This is a genomic window from Pseudomonas hormoni (assembly GCF_018502625.1).
GTDB classification, from domain to species: Bacteria; Pseudomonadota; Gammaproteobacteria; order Pseudomonadales; family Pseudomonadaceae; genus Aquipseudomonas; species Aquipseudomonas hormoni.
The window spans coordinates 3590042-3605119 of record NZ_CP075566.1; the positions used below are offsets into that span (position 1 = coordinate 3590042).

The following is a 15078-nucleotide window of genomic DNA, read 5'->3' on the forward strand; positions in this document are numbered from 1 at the left end:
CACCGCTATCGCCGGCAAGCCGGTCTCGCTCCCACAGGGGTTTGTGTGTTTTTTCAGATCCCGGCCAGCGCCAGGTCCATCGCGAAATACGTGAAGATCAAATCCGCCCCCGCCCGCTTGATCGCCCCAAGGCTCTCGCGTACCACGCGGTCCTCATCGATCGCCCCGGCCTGTGCGCCGAACTTGATCATCGCGTACTCGCCGCTCACCTGATACGCCGACAGCGGCAGGCGCGAGACTTCGCGGATGTCGCGGATGATGTCCAGGTACGCGCCGGCCGGTTTGACCATCAGCGCGTCGGCGCCTTCCTGCTCGTCCATCAGCGATTCACGCACTGCTTCGCGGCGGTTCATCGGGTTCATCTGATAGCTTTTGCGGTCGCCCTTCAGCGCGCTGCCGCCGGCTTCACGGAACGGGCCGTAGAGCGCCGAGGCGAATTTGGTCGAGTAGGCCATGATCGCGGTCTGGGTGAAACCGGCGTCATCCAGTGCCCGGCGAATCGCCTGGACCTGCCCGTCCATGGCCGCCGACGGCGCGATCACATCGGCACCGGCACGTGCCGCCGCGACGGCTTGCTTGCCGAGGTTGATCAGGGTCTGGTCGTTGTCGACTTCGTGGTTGTGCAGCACGCCGCAGTGACCGTGACTGGTGTATTCACAGAAACAGGTGTCGGACATCACGATCATTTCGGGCACTGCGTCCTTGGCGATGCGCGACATGCGCGAGACCAGGCCATTGTCGTTCCAGGTGTCGCTGCCGCTGCTGTCCAGGTGATGCGACACGCCGAAGGTCATCACCGACTTGATCCCGGCCCGGGCATAGCGCTCGATCTCGCCGGCCAGTTTCGACTCCGGAATACGCATCACGCCGGGCATGCTCTTGATCGGCACGAAGTCGTCGATTTCTTCCTCGACGAAAATCGGCAGCACCAGGTCGTTCAGGGTGAACTCGGTTTCCTGGAACAGGCTGCGCAGGCTCGCATTGCGGCGCAGACGGCGTGGACGTGCTTCGGGGAACTGACTGGACATGGGGGTTCCTGAAATCGGAGGACGAGACGAAAGTCGCAAGGGGGCGAAAGCTTATGCCCTGTGCGCCGTCAGTTACAAACCTCAGCGGAGTAAAAACCCTTACCGCTTCGGCAACAATCACCCTGTTCCCTGTGGGGGCGAGACCGGCTTGCCGGCGATGGTGTATCAGCTACATTGACGGCGACTGACACTCCATCGCCGGCAAGCCGGTCTCGCTCCCACAGGTTTTACAGCGTCAGGGTTCCGGAGATACAGGTCACGACGGAACCGCCAATCCAGATCTCATCGTCGATTTTCTCGACCCGAATCCGCCCCGCGCGCCCCATCGTCAGGCCCTGACTGACCACGTAGGACGCCGGCGCCAGCCCCTCGCCGAGCAACCACTGAGCAATCCCGGCATTCAGGCTGCCGGTGGCGGGGTCTTCCGGCATGCCGTCGCCGGAGATGAACGCGCGCACCTCGAACTGTGCATCATCGCCGTCGCGCTCCGGATGCCACGGCGCGATCACGCCGACCGCGAGGCCGAGCATGTGCGCGTGATCCGGTTGCAGGTCCAGCACCTGCTGGCGATCCTCGACCATCACCGCCAGCCAGCCCGCGCCGTTATCAACCCACTGCGCCCGCACAATGGCGCCCGGTTCCAGCCTGAGCCCGCGCCGGACGCGCTCCATCACATCAGCCTCAACCGGCCCGGTCTTGAGCAGTGGCGGTGCGAGAAAAGCCAGCTCCGCGCCTTGTCGACGCACCCGCACCAGGCCGACGCCGCATTCCTGAATGATCTCCTCGCCCTTGGGCACGCCACCGGCTTCGAGCCAGGCATGACAAGTGCCCAGCGTCGGGTGACCGGCGAACGGCAATTCGTTCAGGGTGGTGAAAATCCTGACCCGGTAATCGGCCCGGGGATCCTGCGGCTCAAGGATGAACGTGGTTTCACTGAGGTTGGTCCACGCGGCGAACGCCGCCATGCGCTCATCGCTGAGCTCGTCCGCGCCGAACACCACGGCCAGCGGATTGCCCTTGAGCGCGACGCGGCTGAAAACATCTACTTGCTTGAAATCGAATGAATGCATGGCCTGCCCTGGTCCTGAGAAATCGAAACGTCCTACTTGGGTATTTCCAGCCCGCGCATCACCGCCGGCCGTGCGAGGAAGCGCTCCAGCACCCGCGTTACGTTCGGGAAATTCTTGATGCCCACCAGATCGCCCGCTTCATAGAAACCGATCAGGTTGCGCACCCACGGGAACGTCGCGATGTCGGCGATGGTGTAGCGCTCGCCCATGATCCAGTCGCGCCCTTGCAGACGTCCATCAAGAACTTTTAACAAACGTTTACTTTCCTCGACATAGCGATCCCGAGGACGTTTGTCTTCGTAGTCCTTGCCAGCGAATTTGTTGAAAAAACCGAGCTGGCCGAACATGGGTCCGATCCCACCCATCTGGAACATCAGCCACTGGATCGTCTCGTAACGTGCCGCCGATTCCTGGGCCAGCAATTGCCCGCTCTTGTCAGCGAGGTAGATCAGAATCGCCCCGGATTCGAACAGCGGCAGCGGCTTGTCGTCCGGACCGTGGGGGTCGAGGATGGCCGGGATCTTGTTGTTGGGGTTCAGCGACAGAAACTCGGGAGACAGCTGGTCGTTGGTATCGAAGCCCACACGATGCGGTTCGTAGGGCAGCCCGATCTCTTCGAGCATGATCGACACCTTGACGCCGTTGGGGGTCGGCAAGGAGTAGAGCTGAATCCACTCGGGGTATTGGGCCGGCCATTTTTGGGTGATGGGGAACGCAGACAGATCGGTCATGGGAAGCATCCACGATGAGATTGAGAGAGACGATCATAGTGTGAGCGGCCGAAGGGTGCGATGTCTGGCGTATCGATATTGATGATTAGCAAGATCAATGTATTGCAGCCTTCCCCGGGGCCGACCCGTGTACCGTGTCCATAAATCCGCAACATCCCGCCGGTAACCTTTGCTCCAACCCGTTCAAGGTTGTCGGTGGATTGCTGCCCACTCCGCCGGAATCGAACCAAACGGGCTTCAGTGGACTCTGAGTGTTGCCCTTTCGGAAACGGACCGGCTTAACGACATGGAAAACACCCGACGCTGGGAGCGCGGGGTGTAAAGGTTTGTCAGCCTTAACCGAATGCGCTGAAGACTCCCTAATGCCATGATGAACCTTCTGAAATTCGTCCAACGCTTCAAGCATCGCGCTTATGTCGTGCTGCCTACCTTGCTGGCAATCAGTGCGTTGTTCCTGTCGCTTGAAGTCCGTGAAAGCCGCGCCCAGCCGGCTGACGGCACCCAGACGCTGGTCTTCCTGCGCCACGCGGAAAAACCCGCCGGAGGCCTCGGCCAGCTCAATTGTCAGGGCCTGAACCGCGCCATCGATCTGGCGACCTTGCTCCCGGAAAAATTCGGCAAGGCCAATTACGTGTTTGCGGCCAACCCGACGCGCAATGTCGAGGAAGGCGAACTGGACAATTCCTACAGTTACATTCGCCCCCTGATGACCATCAGCCCCAGCGCGATCAAGCTCGGTTTGCCGGTGAACATCAACTTCTCGGCCAATGACACCAGCGACCTGGCCGATGAACTGCTCCACGACAAGTATCACAACGCGGTGATCTACACCGCATGGTCCCACGGCTACCTGCCCGAGTTGATCAACAAGGTCGCCGGCGAAGCCGTCGGCAAGAAACAGAAAATTACTGAAGACTGGGAGTCCAGCGATTACGACTCGCTGTTTGTGCTCACGCTGACCTGGCACAACGGCAAGGCCAGTCTGCAGAGCCACAGTTACAAGCAAGGGCTGGATAACGGCCGGGAAACCTGTCCGACTTGAGGGGTGATGGTTTAGATTTTGTAGCGTTTGTCAGGGCCTCTTCGCGGGCAAGCCTCGCTCCTACAGGTTTCGTGTCGTTCGCCCATTTTGTGAACGACGCAAAACCTGTAGGAGCGAGGCTTGCCCGCGAAGGGGCCGGCAAAAACACCATCACCCCCGCAGACTGCCCCGCTCCCGCAGATACTCGATAACCGCCCCCGTTCCCCGGCAAACTCGATCCGCGCCCCTTTCTTCTCCCGCTGAAACGCATACATCGGGTCGTAATACTCGCGCAGCAACCCTTCGATCCAGCCCCGGTGCAATTCCACCGCCCCGCTGCACGCCTGTTCCGCCAGCGCATCTTCCATCAGGATCAACATCCGCCGATGGCGCTCGCCGCCCAGTCGCTTCTGAACGTTGTTCAGGCTCGCCAGCAAGCGCTCGGAAAACAGCCCGAAACCTTCATCGCCATGCACCTCGATGAACTCGGCACTCAAGTCCACTACGTAATCGCGCAGGATCCGTTCGACCCGCCCTTCAACGCTGTCTTCGAGCCAGACCATCGGAAATTGCTGCATGCCCTGATACAGCGGCAACGGCAGCGCGCAACTGCCGATCGCGCGGCTCTCGTCTTCCAGCACAAACTGCTCGATACCGCGACTGCGCTTCTTCAGCACGTCCACGGCCAGTCGGTTTTCAAAATCGATGTTGGACGGCTGGCCCGTGGCGCGCTTGCCGAAACTGGAGCCGCGATGGTTGGCGTGGCCTTCAAGGTCCAGGCCGTTGCGCAGTTGCGTGAGCACTTCGGTCTTGCCGGTGCCGGTCATGCCGCCCAGCAGGACGAAATCACATTGAGCCACCGCCTGATCCATCGTCCCCAACAGGAAGCCACGCATGGCCTTGTAGCCGCCACCGACCCGCGGATAATCGATACCGGCCTCGCTCTTGAGCCATTGCTGGACGATCTGCGAACGCAAGCCACCGCGAAAACAATACAAGTACCCATCAGGATGAGCCCGGGCAAAATCGGCCCAGGCTTGAATACGCCCAGTCTTGATCTCGCCAGACACCAACTGCTGCCCCAACGTAATGGCCGCCTGCTGCCCGTGTTGCTTGTAGCAGGTGCCGACCCGTTGCCGCTCGTTGTCGTTCATCAGCGGCAGATTGATCACACCGGGGAACGAACCCTTGATGAATTCAACCGGCGCGCGGGCATCCATCATCGGCCGGTCATTGAGGAAAATGTCGCGGTAATCGGTGAAGTCGCTGGACATCAAAACACCTCGACCGCGTTCGTCTGTCGCTCGACCAGCTCACCGATCGGCGCAAGGGTCAGGCCCAGTTCGGCAGCGACGCTGAGGAATTGTTCGTTGCCTTCGGGGGTGACCGCCACCAGCAGACCACCACTGGTTTGCGGATCGCAGAGCACGCGTTTGTGCATCTCCTGCAGTCGCCCGAGTTTGCTGGCGTAGCTGTCGAAATTGCGTAGCGTCCCGCCCGGTACGCAACCCTGGTCGAGGTAATACTCGACGCCCGGCAGACGCGGCACGCGATCGTATTCGATGCGCGCCGTCACGTGGCTGCCGTCGGCCATTTCCACCAGGTGCCCGAGCAGGCCGAAACCGGTGACATCGGTCATCGCGGTCACGCCGTCGAGCTTACCGAAACGGCTGCCGGGTTTGTTCAGGGTGCACATCCAGTCGCGGGCCAGGCCGATGTCGGCGTGGCGCAACTTGCCCTTCTTCTCGGCAGTGGTGAGGATGCCGATGCCCAGGGGTTTGGTGAGGTAGAGCAGGCAACCGGCGGTGGCCGTGTCGTTGCGCTTCATGTGGCGCTTTTCCACCAGCCCGGTGACGGCAAGGCCGAAGATCGGCTCCGGCGCATCGATGGAGTGCCCGCCCGCCAACGGGATCCCGGCTTCATCGCACACCGAACGCCCGCCGCGAATCACTTCCCGGGCAATCTCCGGCGCCAGCACATTCACCGGCCAGCCGAGGATCGCAATGGCCATCAACGGATCGCCGCCCATGGCGTAGATGTCGCTGATGGCATTGGTGGCGGCAATGCGGCCGAAATCGAACGGGTCGTCGACGATCGGCATAAAGAAATCGGTGGTCGAGACCACGCCGCGTTCTTCATCGATGGCATACACCGCCGCGTCATCGCGCGAGGCATTGCCGACCCAGAGTTTGGGGTCAAGGTTCTGCGCCCCGCTGCCGGCCAGAATCACTTCCAGCACCTGAGGGGAAATCTTGCAGCCACAACCTGCGCCGTGGCTGTACTGGGTCAGACGGATCGGCTCGCTCATGGGGTGCACCTCGTGAAGTCGGTGCGGATGAGTCTACAGCAAGGTCATTTTGAGGGGCTTTAACGAACAACACAAAAACCTGTGGGAGCTAGCCTGCGAGCGATGGTGTATCAGCTACATTGATGTCGACTGACACCCCATCGCTAGCAGGCTAGCTCCCACAGAAACTGAGTCAGGGCAGCAAGATCACCTTGTCGCCACTGCCCTGATTCACCTCGGCATAGCGCTCCAGCCCTTCGGCCAACGGCGATTCAAACAACCCTTGCGGCAACGGCAACAGGTCCTGATCGAAGAACCGGCCGAACTGATCGAGCATCGCCGCGCACGCCTGTACCCCGTACAGCAGCGAGTTGATCCCCACCACCGAACCGCCCTTGCGATACAACGCCAGGGCCGGCAATTGCACCAGACCATCCACCGGCGCGGCGATGATCGCGATGCGGCCGAACGGTGCCAACGCGGCGACCGAGGCCGGCAGCCAGAACCCGGTGGTGTCGAAAATCACGTCAGCGCCGCCGGCATAGACCGCGTTTACCTGCGCGCCCAGATCTTCGGGTTTATCCAGTTGCAGCGTCTGATAGCCCTGAGCCTGCAAGTCCTTCACCTGCTCCGGCCGCCGCGCCGCTGCCAGCACCTGAGCACCACGCACCTTGGCCAGCGCCAGCGCCGCACTGCCGACCGCTCCGCCGCCGATCACCAGCAATCGCGTCTGCGCCGTCACCAGGCTGCGTTCCAGTGCATCCCACGCCGTGGTGTAAGGCACGCCGAGGCTGGCGGCCTGCGCGAAGCTCAAGTGTGTCGGCTTGAGTGCCACGCCGTTGGCCGGCAATTTGACGAATTGCGCATGGGAGCCGTCGGCGAAAAAGCCCAGCTCCCGGCCGGTGCCCCAGACCTCCTGACCGATCAATGCCTGCGGGCCTTCAACCACGACGCCGGCGAAATCACGACCGGGAATCCGCGGCAACGTGGTGTAGGGAAAACGCCCCAGCACGTTCTTCACATCGCTGGGGTTGAGGCCGGCGGCCTTGATCTGCACCAGCACTTCATCGGCGCCTGGAACGGGGGTCGGCACCTCGACATAGCGCAGGGCCGAGAGGTCGCCGGTTTTATCGAACTGCAATGCTTTCATGGGAGTGTCCATCGAACAAAGGGGAGAAAATTCAGGAGATCCAGCCTGTGACCAGTTGTCGGCCCATCGGCCACAATTTTTCACCAGCGAGCATGCCCAGCAGGCCCACCAGCGCGATGGCCGGGGGTGCGGGGGAACGAAAATCCAGTGCGCCGTAGAGCAAACCGACGCCCAGACCGATGACCAGCGAGATGAGGTAGCTCATGGCAGACTCCGTGGGCAATTGAGGTATGCCCAAAGTCTAGAGGCCGGCAACGGCGAGCATCGGCCAAGTACTTCTGAATTTCGGCCAAATTACCTGAAGACCTTGTAGGAGCGAGCTTGTCTCCTACAGGGTCGTGCAGAACTGCGACGGCGCGACACCCAGTTCCCGACGGAACATGTCGCTGAAGCTGCTCGGCGAATAGCCCAATTCCCGGGCAATCGTGCTGACGGCCACGCCCTGAATCAACTCGGCCGCCGCCGTCGCCAGTTGCACTTGCCGTCGCCACTCGGCGAAGCCCATGCCCAGGCCCTCCTTGAACAGCCGCGCCAGGGTGCGCACGCTGGCTCCGGCATTTTCGGCGTGTTGCTCGAAGGGAATGTCCAGCGATGGCGCGGCCATGACCGCCTGACACAGGTTCATCAGGCGCCGGTCGGAATCGTCCGGCAAGGGGATTTTCAGCAGCGAGCGCCGCGCACGTTTGAGTTCCAGCAGCGCCAGCCCCACCAGCGCTTCGTAATACTCCGGCGCGCCGTCGTCACCCTGCTCCACCAGGCCGATGATCAGCTCACGCAGCAATCCGCCCACTTCGATCACTTGAACCGTAGCGTCCAGCGTCACTGCCAGCGAGGGTCGCAGGTAGATGTTGCGCATCTGCAGGTCCGAGACCACGCGGATTCCGTGAGGCACGCCCGGCGGCAGCCACACCGCCCGTTGCGGCGGCACCACCAGCGCTTCATGGGGCGTTTCGACCCACATCACCCCGCTCATCGCATACAGCAACTGGCCCCAGACATGCTCGTGAGGCTCGATGTATAACCCGCGCGGGTAGGTGCGCGCCAGCGGTTGCACGGGCACATCGGTGTCACTCAGGTCAGGGGGCGCGGCAAGGGCCATGGGCAGCAATCATTGGGGGTTTTCAGAGAATGCATGGTAACCAGCCGCACGCCTTGTCGCCACTGGCAGGCGCCGTCTGACAATCCGACTGAATTTTCCGCAGCCCCGACGATCCCTCTATTACCACAGGGAGGAATACGGGCTTTATGAACAACGCAAAACTTTTCGTCATTGAATACACCCTTCATGGCGCCCCCAAGTCTTTCATTATCCGCCTGGACAAGATGGATAATGCGGAAGCCTGGCACTGGGCGAGTTGTGACGCGGGTGTGGGCCGGATCCCGCGTTTTGGCCGGGAAAAGGTGCAAAAGACCAGTAAACCGATGGCGGAGAAATTCGGTGTGGAAAACGTCACGTGGCGGCCAGCGAACTAACCGAGGGGCGGGATCTGGAGGGATTGGATGACAGCGACACAACTTACCAGCAAGGCACACATCGACTACGGCCTCGATACGCTGTTCGGTCGAGTCACCAAAAGCGCCGAGTGTCAGGTCGGCCTCGAACAGGTCGAACATGATCCGACCCGCTTCGCGCTACGCGTCCAGTCACCTTTGCCACCCGATCTGGAACAGGCGAAAACCATACTGGTGCGGGTGGAGGGACGACGACTCAATGGCATCATCCGCCATACCGAGCGGCTGGAAGATCAAAGTCTGAAACTGGAAGTGGAGCCCGAATAGGCTCCACTTTTTTGCGCGCGGCTGATGTCAGCCATGGGCGCACTTGCACCCTTTGCTTGCGCATTCTTCACCGTGTTCGTGGTGCTTGGCGCACGCTTCGCAACAGTAGTGTTTGCCATGGCGGGCGATTGGATGCTGGCCCAGTTTGCACGAGCATTTCGGGCAGTCGCATTTACTTTCACTGTCGATCATAAGTCTGACTCCATGGGTGGTGGTTGTCGGGGTCCGTTGCTTCGACCCGTCTCACTAGTGTAGGAGCAAAGCTTGCTCGCGAATCAGACACCGCATGAGTTCAGGTGGACCGCGTTATCGTTCTTCGCGGGCAAGCCTCGCTCCTACAGGAAATCAAGGGCGGTCAGGCCTGCCGTGTACTGCTGCGGTACATGAACACCAACGCCAACCCGAGCAACACCATCGCCAATATCCGGCTGCCGGACAACTCGATCGCCGGGTTGCCCAGCCAGCCGAAGTGATCGATCAACATCCCCATGCCCAGTTGCCCGACGATCACCGCTACCGTCGCGACCGCCGTGCCGACCCGCGGCACCGCCCCCACCATGACCATCATGTACACCACGCCGAACAACGCGCCGCTGAGTTGCCATTTCGGCACGTCCAGCAGGCTCACGGCATGGGCCGGTTCGAAAAACACGATCAGCAACCCGGTGCTCACCGCGCCCACCACGAACGTCAGCAAACTGCTGCGCAGCACACCGACCGTTTCGCCCAGACGTCCGTTGATCGCCGCCTGCACACTCAACACGGCACCAGCGGCCACGACTACCGCCAACAGAATAATCAGATTCATCATCAACCCCGAGCAATCAGAACAAGTGCCGCGACAATCAGCAGCAAGGCCAGCCAACGTTCACCGTTGACCTTTTTGCGGGTGGCGCCGAACCAGCCGAAGTGGTCGATCAGCACGCTTTTGCCGACCTGCCCGGACAGGATCGCGATCATCGTCATCGCAATGCCGATGTGCGGAGTGGCCAGGGTCAGCACCACCACGTACATCGGCCCGAGGAAGCCGCCGATCAACTGCCAGCGCGGCAACGTGTTCAAGGCCGGCCCCTGTTGCGGGCCGCTGAACAACAGCAGCAGGAACAGAATCGCCGAGCCAACGCCGAAGATGCTTAGCGTCGCCCACAAGTGCCCGACCTGGACGCCGAGAGGGCCGAGCAGACCGGCCTCTACGGACAGACCCATGCCGGCGAGGATGACCAGCGGCAAGAGCAGCAGCCGCAGTCCAGGCTTGGTCGCCGGCGTTGCAGCGACGTCGATTGAAGAAGATTGCATAAGGAAAACCTACCCATTATCAAATGAAAAACGCCCCCTGTAGGAGCGAAGCTTGCTCGCGAAGGCGTCGTGCCATTCGACATATTCGGCGTCTGACACGACGCCTTCGCGAGCAAGCTTCGCTCCTACAGGGGACGGTGGTGGCGCGCATTATCGGCTGGCGCCGCTTTGCGATAAATGGGAGCATCCTGACAACACTTTTGCGCAACTCGCACAGCAGGAATCGTCATGCACGGCCTCAACGAATTGGGATTCAAGGCGCTTCGGCTGTTTGTCGCGGTGCTCGATCACGGCAGCTTTTCCGAAGTTGCCCGCCGCGAGGGCCTGGCGCCCTCCTCGATTTCCCGCCAGATCCAGTTGATGGAACAGGCCCTGAGCCAGCAATTGCTCTACCGCCACACCCGCGCCGTCTCGCCCACCGAAGCCGGACGCATGCTCGGCCACCATGCGCGATTGGTGCTGGTGCAACTGGAAGAAGCCGAACAAGCCTTGCAGGAACAGCAAAGCGAACCCAGCGGGCTGGTGCGGATCAATGCCCCCGTGGTGTTCGGGCAACGGCACCTGACGCCGTGGCTCGGGCGGCTGTGCGAGCGTTATCCGAAACTGCAACTGGATATCCAGCAGACCGACAGCTACATCGACCCGCTACAGGAAGGCGCCGACCTGTTGTTCCGCATCGGCTCGCTGCACGATTCGAGCATGCAGGCGCGCATTCTGGCGCCCCATCGTTTTCAGGTCGCGGCGAGCCCGGCCTACCTCGAACGCCATGGCACTCCGCAACGTCCCGAAGACCTGGCGGCGCATCAATGCCTGGCCTACAAAGGCGTGACCGGCCAGCAGCGCTGGTTTTTCCGCAAGGATCAGCAGGACTGGACGCCCTGGTCGGTGAAGGGACCGATTACCGGCAACCACGCCGACACACTCACCCAGGCCGCCGAACAAGGCCTGGGGCTGGTGATGTTTCCGTCATGGCTGATTGGTGAAGCGGTGCGCAACGGCTCGCTGGTGCCGGTGCTGGGGGACTATCAGGTGTCCAACAGCCTTGAGCCGCAACAGATCGCCGTGCTCTGGCCCGGTAGCCGGCGGTTGTCGGTGAAGGTGCGGACGGTGATTGATTTCTATGTTGAATGCTTTGGGCCGGTGCCGTATTGGGACAGGCCGTAGAACCTGAATCGAACACCCTGCTTCTGTGGCGAGGGAGCTTGCTCCCGCTTGAGTGCGCAGCGCTCACAAATTCTTGGGGCCGCTGCGCAGCCCAGCGCGAGCAAGCTCGCTCGCCACAATGGCATCATCAATCAGATACGGAACTGTCCGACCAGACTGCCCAGTCGCTGACCCAGATCCGCCAGGCTGCGGGACGTCTGGGCGCCGAGCTGGGTTTCGTCGGCCACGTTGTCCACGGCCACCGCGATCTGATGCACGCTGCGGTTGATCTCTTCGGCCACGGCGGTCTGCTCTTCGGCGGCGCTGGCGATCTGCGCGTTCATCGAGTTGATGGTGCCGATCAGCTGGGCCATGGTGTCGAGGGACGCGCCCGCTTCGTTCGCCTGTGCGGACGTGCCGTCGCCGGCCTCGCTGGAACGGCGCATCGCTTCCACCGCCGATTGAGTACCGGCCTGCAAGCGATCGATCATGCCCTGGATTTCCTGGGTGCTGATTTGCGTGCGGCTGGCTAGTGCGCGGACTTCGTCGGCCACCACCGCAAAACCGCGCCCCGCTTCACCGGCGCGGGCCGCTTCGATCGCGGCGTTGAGCGCCAGCAGGTTGGTCTGCTCGGCAATCGAACGGATCACCCCGAGCACGCTGACAATCGACGACACGTCCTTTTGCAGGCTGTCGAGGGACACGCCGCTGCTGCGAATATCGTCCACCAACGCATGAATCTTCACGATGCTGCCGGCCACCACACGCTTGGCGGCCTGGCCTTCTTCGTCGGTCTGCTGCGCGGCAACGGCGGCGTTTTGCGCACTTTTGGCGACTTCCTGCGCGGCGGCCGACATTTCGTTGATCGCCGTGGCGACCTGATCGGTCTCGTGACGCTGACGCTCCATCGCCTGATCCGAGCGCTGAGCCTGATCGGACACCTGATTCACCAGCCCGGTCAGCTGTGACGTCATTTCGGTGATCTGGCGCACCAGGCCGTGGATCTTGTCGACAAAACGGTTGAACGAACCGGCGAGCTGGCCGAGCTCGTCCTGGCTGGTGATGGTCAGGCGTCGGGTCAGGTCGCCCTCGCCCGCCGCGATGTCATCGAGGTTGGCTTTCATCAGGTTCAGAGGACGCAAAATTGTGTTCGCCAGCAGCATCCCGGCGGCGGCGATCACCAACAGCACCACCACGGCGATGCCGATGATGCTCAGTAACACGCCTTCCATGCGCTCCTGAACCTTGGCCTCGACCACGGCCACCTGCGCTTCGATACCGTCGAGGTTGACCGAGGTGCCGACGGCCATGTCCCACTTCGGCAGGTATTCGGTGTAGCCGAGTTTCGGCACCAGTACCTTGGTATTGCCGGGCAGTGGCGAGCTGTATTGCAGGTAATGAGTGCCGTCCTTGGCGACTTTCACCAGGTCGCGGTTGACGTAGACGCCGTTCGGATCACGGTTGTCCTTGAAGCTTTGGCCCACGCCTTCGGGGCTGTTGGCCTTGAACAGGCGCACGGTGTTGGAGTCGTAGCCGAAGAAGTAACCTTCCTTGCCGTAGCTGATGCTCGACAGCAATTTGATCACCTGGGCCCGCGCCGCGTCGTCACCCGGGGCTGCGGCGTCGTAGAGCGGTTTGATCGTAGTCATCGCCACGGCCACGTAACTTTGCAGGGTGGCCTTGGCATCGCTGAGCAGGCGCTGGCGAGTCTCCTCGACTTCCTTGCGGGCCTGTTCCTGCAGAACGAACAACGTGGTCAGGCTGATGACCAGCGCAAAGAGCAACACCGGGAGGACGGCAAGGGACAGGACTTTAGCCTTCAGGCTCATGCGCATGACGGTTCACTCATTTTGATTTTTATTGGCGTGGTTAAAGGCTTTAACGGCACGCCGGATCAAAAGTTGAGTGCGGTCCCTGTGGGAGCGGGTTTGTGTGGCGAGCGAGCTTGCTCGCGCTGGGCTGCGTAGCGGCCCCTTTTGTGAGTGCTGCGCACTCAAGCGGGAGCAAGCTCCCTCGCCACAAAAGCTCGCTCCCACAGGTTTTGAGGGGTTTACAGAACCATTGCGGCCACCCAGCCGAACGCCAGCAGCGGCAGGTTGTAATGCAGGAAGGTCGGCACCACGGTGTCCCAGATGTGGTGATGCTGGCCGTCGATGTTCAGGCCGGAGGTCGGGCCCAGCGTCGAGTCCGACGCCGGCGAACCGGCATCGCCCAACGCACCGGCGGTGCCGACGATGCACACGATGGCGATCGGGCTGAAACCCAGTTGCACGCACAGCGGCACAAAAATCGCCGCCAGAATCGGTACCGTGGAAAACGACGAACCGATGCCCATGGTCACCAGCAGGCCGACCAGCAACATCAACAGCGCGCCGATGCCCTTGCTGTGACCGATCCACGACGCCGACGCTTCAACCAGCGTCTGCACCTGGCCGGTGGCCTTCATCACTTCGGCAAACCCCGAGGCGGCGATCATGATGAAGCCGATCATCGCCATCATCTTCATGCCTTCGGTGAACAGGTCGTCGGTATCCCGCCACTTGACGATGCCCGACACCGAAAAGATCAGGAAGCCTGCCAGTGCACCGATAATCATCGAATCCAGCAACAGCTGAATGATAAACGCCGCCGAAATGGCCACACCCGCGACCATCAGGCTCAACGGGTTGTACTGCACCGCGACCTGCTCGACCTGCTCGATCTTTTCCAGGTCGTAGACACGTTTCTTGCGATAGCTGATAAACGCTGCCGCCAGCCCCACGACCATGCCCAGCGCCGGAATCCCCATGGCACGGGTAACGTTGATGCCGCTGATGTCCACGCCGCTGCGGGCCACGTTGGCCAGCAGGATTTCATTCAGGAAGATGTTGCCGAAACCCACCGGCAGGAACATGTACGGCGTGATCAGGCCGAAGGTCATGACGCAGGCGATCAACCGGCGATCCAGTTGAAGTTTGGTCAGCACATACAACAGCGGCGGCACCAGCAACGGAATAAACGCGATATGTATCGGCAGAATATTCTGTGAAGCGATGGCCACCACCCACAGCAAACCGATCAGCAGCCACTTGACCGAACCGCCACCGTTGGCGTGCTGGCGGTCAACCATGGCCAGGGCCTTGTCCGCCAGCGCATGGGCCAGGCCGGACTTGGCAATCGCCACCGCGAAGGCGCCGAGCAAGGCATAGGACAACGCCACCGTGGCCCCGCCGCCGAGGCCGCTGTTGAACGCTTTCAGGGTGGCGTCGATGCCCAGGCCACCGGTCAGGCCGCCCACCAGCGCGCCGATAATCAGCGCGATCACAACGTGCACGCGGGACAGGCTGAGCACCAGCATGACGCCGACCGCGGCAATTACAGCATTAATCATCGTTACCTCAAGGCAAGCGAAATGAGCCCGGCCGGCAGTCTGCACAGAGACGCCAGCGGGATAAGGAATGGGTTTTATTAGAGGGCGCGCACTGTGCCGCAGAGTGGGGCCGGTGTCAAAGCGACTGGCCAGTAAATGATGGGCAACTGCCGGTGCCCCCCTGTGGCGAGGGAGCTTGCTCCCGCTGGGTTGCGAAGCGACCC

Annotated in this window: 16 protein-coding genes and 2 pseudogenes; 4 read left to right on the forward strand and 14 right to left on the reverse strand. The window is 61.6% G+C overall.

Annotated features, from left to right (window positions below):
* Positions 1 to 53 precede the first annotated feature (53 nt).
* The 3 genes from hemB to KJF94_RS16810 form a co-directional block, all read right to left on the reverse strand.
* Positions 54 to 1028, reverse strand: a complete 975-nt coding sequence (gene hemB, locus KJF94_RS16800) for a porphobilinogen synthase (RefSeq protein WP_214377412.1) — start codon at positions 1026 to 1028, stop codon at positions 54 to 56.
* A 227-nt stretch (positions 1029 to 1255) separates the two neighbouring features.
* A complete protein-coding gene (locus KJF94_RS16805; RefSeq protein WP_214377413.1) occupies positions 1256 to 2098 on the reverse strand; it encodes a PhzF family phenazine biosynthesis protein in 843 nt (280 codons plus the stop codon).
* A 32-nt stretch (positions 2099 to 2130) separates the two neighbouring features.
* Positions 2131 to 2829, reverse strand: coding sequence for a glutathione binding-like protein (locus tag KJF94_RS16810; RefSeq protein WP_214377414.1), 699 nt, complete (start codon positions 2827 to 2829; stop codon positions 2131 to 2133).
* A 367-nt stretch (positions 2830 to 3196) separates the two neighbouring features.
* Here KJF94_RS16810 and KJF94_RS16815 point away from each other — a divergent pair, with 367 nt between their 5' ends.
* Positions 3197 to 3871 (forward strand): histidine phosphatase family protein, encoded by a 675-nt coding sequence (locus KJF94_RS16815; protein WP_214377415.1) that lies wholly within the window; start codon positions 3197 to 3199, stop codon positions 3869 to 3871.
* Positions 3872 to 4021: 150 nt separating this feature from the next.
* Here the strand turns inward: KJF94_RS16815 and mnmH are convergent.
* From mnmH to KJF94_RS16840, 5 genes and pseudogenes are all read right to left on the reverse strand, one after another.
* Positions 4022 to 5124 (reverse strand): annotated as a pseudogene (mnmH, locus tag KJF94_RS16820) (tRNA 2-selenouridine(34) synthase MnmH).
* Positions 5124 to 6158 carry a selenide, water dikinase SelD gene (selD, locus tag KJF94_RS16825; RefSeq protein WP_214377416.1) on the reverse strand — a complete coding sequence of 345 codons (1035 nt, stop codon included), beginning with the start codon at positions 6156 to 6158 and terminating at the stop codon, positions 5124 to 5126. The pseudogene mnmH and the gene selD overlap by 1 nt, the downstream one beginning before the upstream one ends.
* Before the next feature lie 172 nt (positions 6159 to 6330).
* A complete protein-coding gene (locus KJF94_RS16830) occupies positions 6331 to 7287 on the reverse strand; it encodes a quinone oxidoreductase family protein (RefSeq protein WP_214377417.1) in 957 nt (318 codons plus the stop codon).
* A 31-nt stretch (positions 7288 to 7318) separates the two neighbouring features.
* A complete protein-coding gene (locus KJF94_RS16835; RefSeq protein WP_008035179.1) occupies positions 7319 to 7492 on the reverse strand; it encodes a DUF1427 family protein in 174 nt (57 codons plus the stop codon).
* Positions 7493 to 7615: 123 nt separating this feature from the next.
* Positions 7616 to 8386, reverse strand: a complete 771-nt coding sequence (locus KJF94_RS16840; RefSeq protein WP_214377418.1) for an AraC family transcriptional regulator — start codon at positions 8384 to 8386, stop codon at positions 7616 to 7618.
* A 146-nt stretch (positions 8387 to 8532) separates the two neighbouring features.
* On the opposite strand from KJF94_RS16840, the gene KJF94_RS16845 reads away from it, so the two are divergent.
* A complete protein-coding gene (locus KJF94_RS16845) occupies positions 8533 to 8760 on the forward strand; it encodes a DUF6555 family protein (RefSeq protein ID WP_059405408.1) in 228 nt (75 codons plus the stop codon).
* A 27-nt stretch (positions 8761 to 8787) separates the two neighbouring features.
* Positions 8788 to 9066: a hypothetical protein gene (locus KJF94_RS16850; RefSeq protein ID WP_214377419.1), complete on the forward strand. Its 279-nt coding sequence runs from the start codon at positions 8788 to 8790 to the stop codon at positions 9064 to 9066.
* 27 nt (positions 9067 to 9093) lie between these two features.
* On the opposite strand, the gene KJF94_RS16855 is transcribed toward KJF94_RS16850, so the two are convergent.
* The 3 genes from KJF94_RS16855 to KJF94_RS16865 form a co-directional block, all read right to left on the reverse strand.
* Positions 9094 to 9258: a metallothionein gene (locus KJF94_RS16855; RefSeq protein WP_084323222.1), complete on the reverse strand. Its 165-nt coding sequence runs from the start codon at positions 9256 to 9258 to the stop codon at positions 9094 to 9096.
* A 163-nt stretch (positions 9259 to 9421) separates the two neighbouring features.
* The gene (locus tag KJF94_RS16860) at positions 9422 to 9877 is read right to left on the reverse strand and encodes a DMT family transporter (RefSeq protein WP_214377420.1); all 456 of its coding nucleotides are present in this window, start codon (positions 9875 to 9877) and stop codon (positions 9422 to 9424) included.
* Positions 9877 to 10362 (reverse strand): DMT family transporter, encoded by a 486-nt coding sequence (locus KJF94_RS16865; protein ID WP_214377421.1) that lies wholly within the window; start codon positions 10360 to 10362, stop codon positions 9877 to 9879. The genes KJF94_RS16860 and KJF94_RS16865 overlap by 1 nt, the downstream gene beginning before the upstream one ends.
* Before the next feature lie 228 nt (positions 10363 to 10590).
* Here KJF94_RS16865 and KJF94_RS16870 point away from each other — a divergent pair, with 228 nt between their 5' ends.
* Complete coding sequence (locus KJF94_RS16870) at positions 10591 to 11526, forward strand: LysR family transcriptional regulator (protein ID WP_214377422.1); 936 nt, start codon at positions 10591 to 10593, stop codon at positions 11524 to 11526.
* A gap of 131 nt (positions 11527 to 11657) precedes the next feature.
* Here the strand turns inward: KJF94_RS16870 and KJF94_RS30600 are convergent, their stop codons facing one another.
* The 3 genes and pseudogenes from KJF94_RS30600 to KJF94_RS16880 form a co-directional block, all read right to left on the reverse strand.
* On the reverse strand, positions 11658 to 12479 hold the full coding sequence (locus KJF94_RS30600; RefSeq protein WP_431768160.1) for a methyl-accepting chemotaxis protein: 822 nt from the start codon (positions 12477 to 12479) through the stop codon (positions 11658 to 11660).
* 36 nt (positions 12480 to 12515) lie between these two features.
* Positions 12516 to 13340: pseudogene (locus KJF94_RS30605) on the reverse strand (cache domain-containing protein); the annotation flags it as partial.
* A gap of 215 nt (positions 13341 to 13555) precedes the next feature.
* Complete coding sequence (locus KJF94_RS16880) at positions 13556 to 14872, reverse strand: Na+/H+ antiporter family protein (protein ID WP_214384888.1); 1317 nt, start codon at positions 14870 to 14872, stop codon at positions 13556 to 13558.
* Positions 14873 to 15078 lie beyond the last annotated feature (206 nt).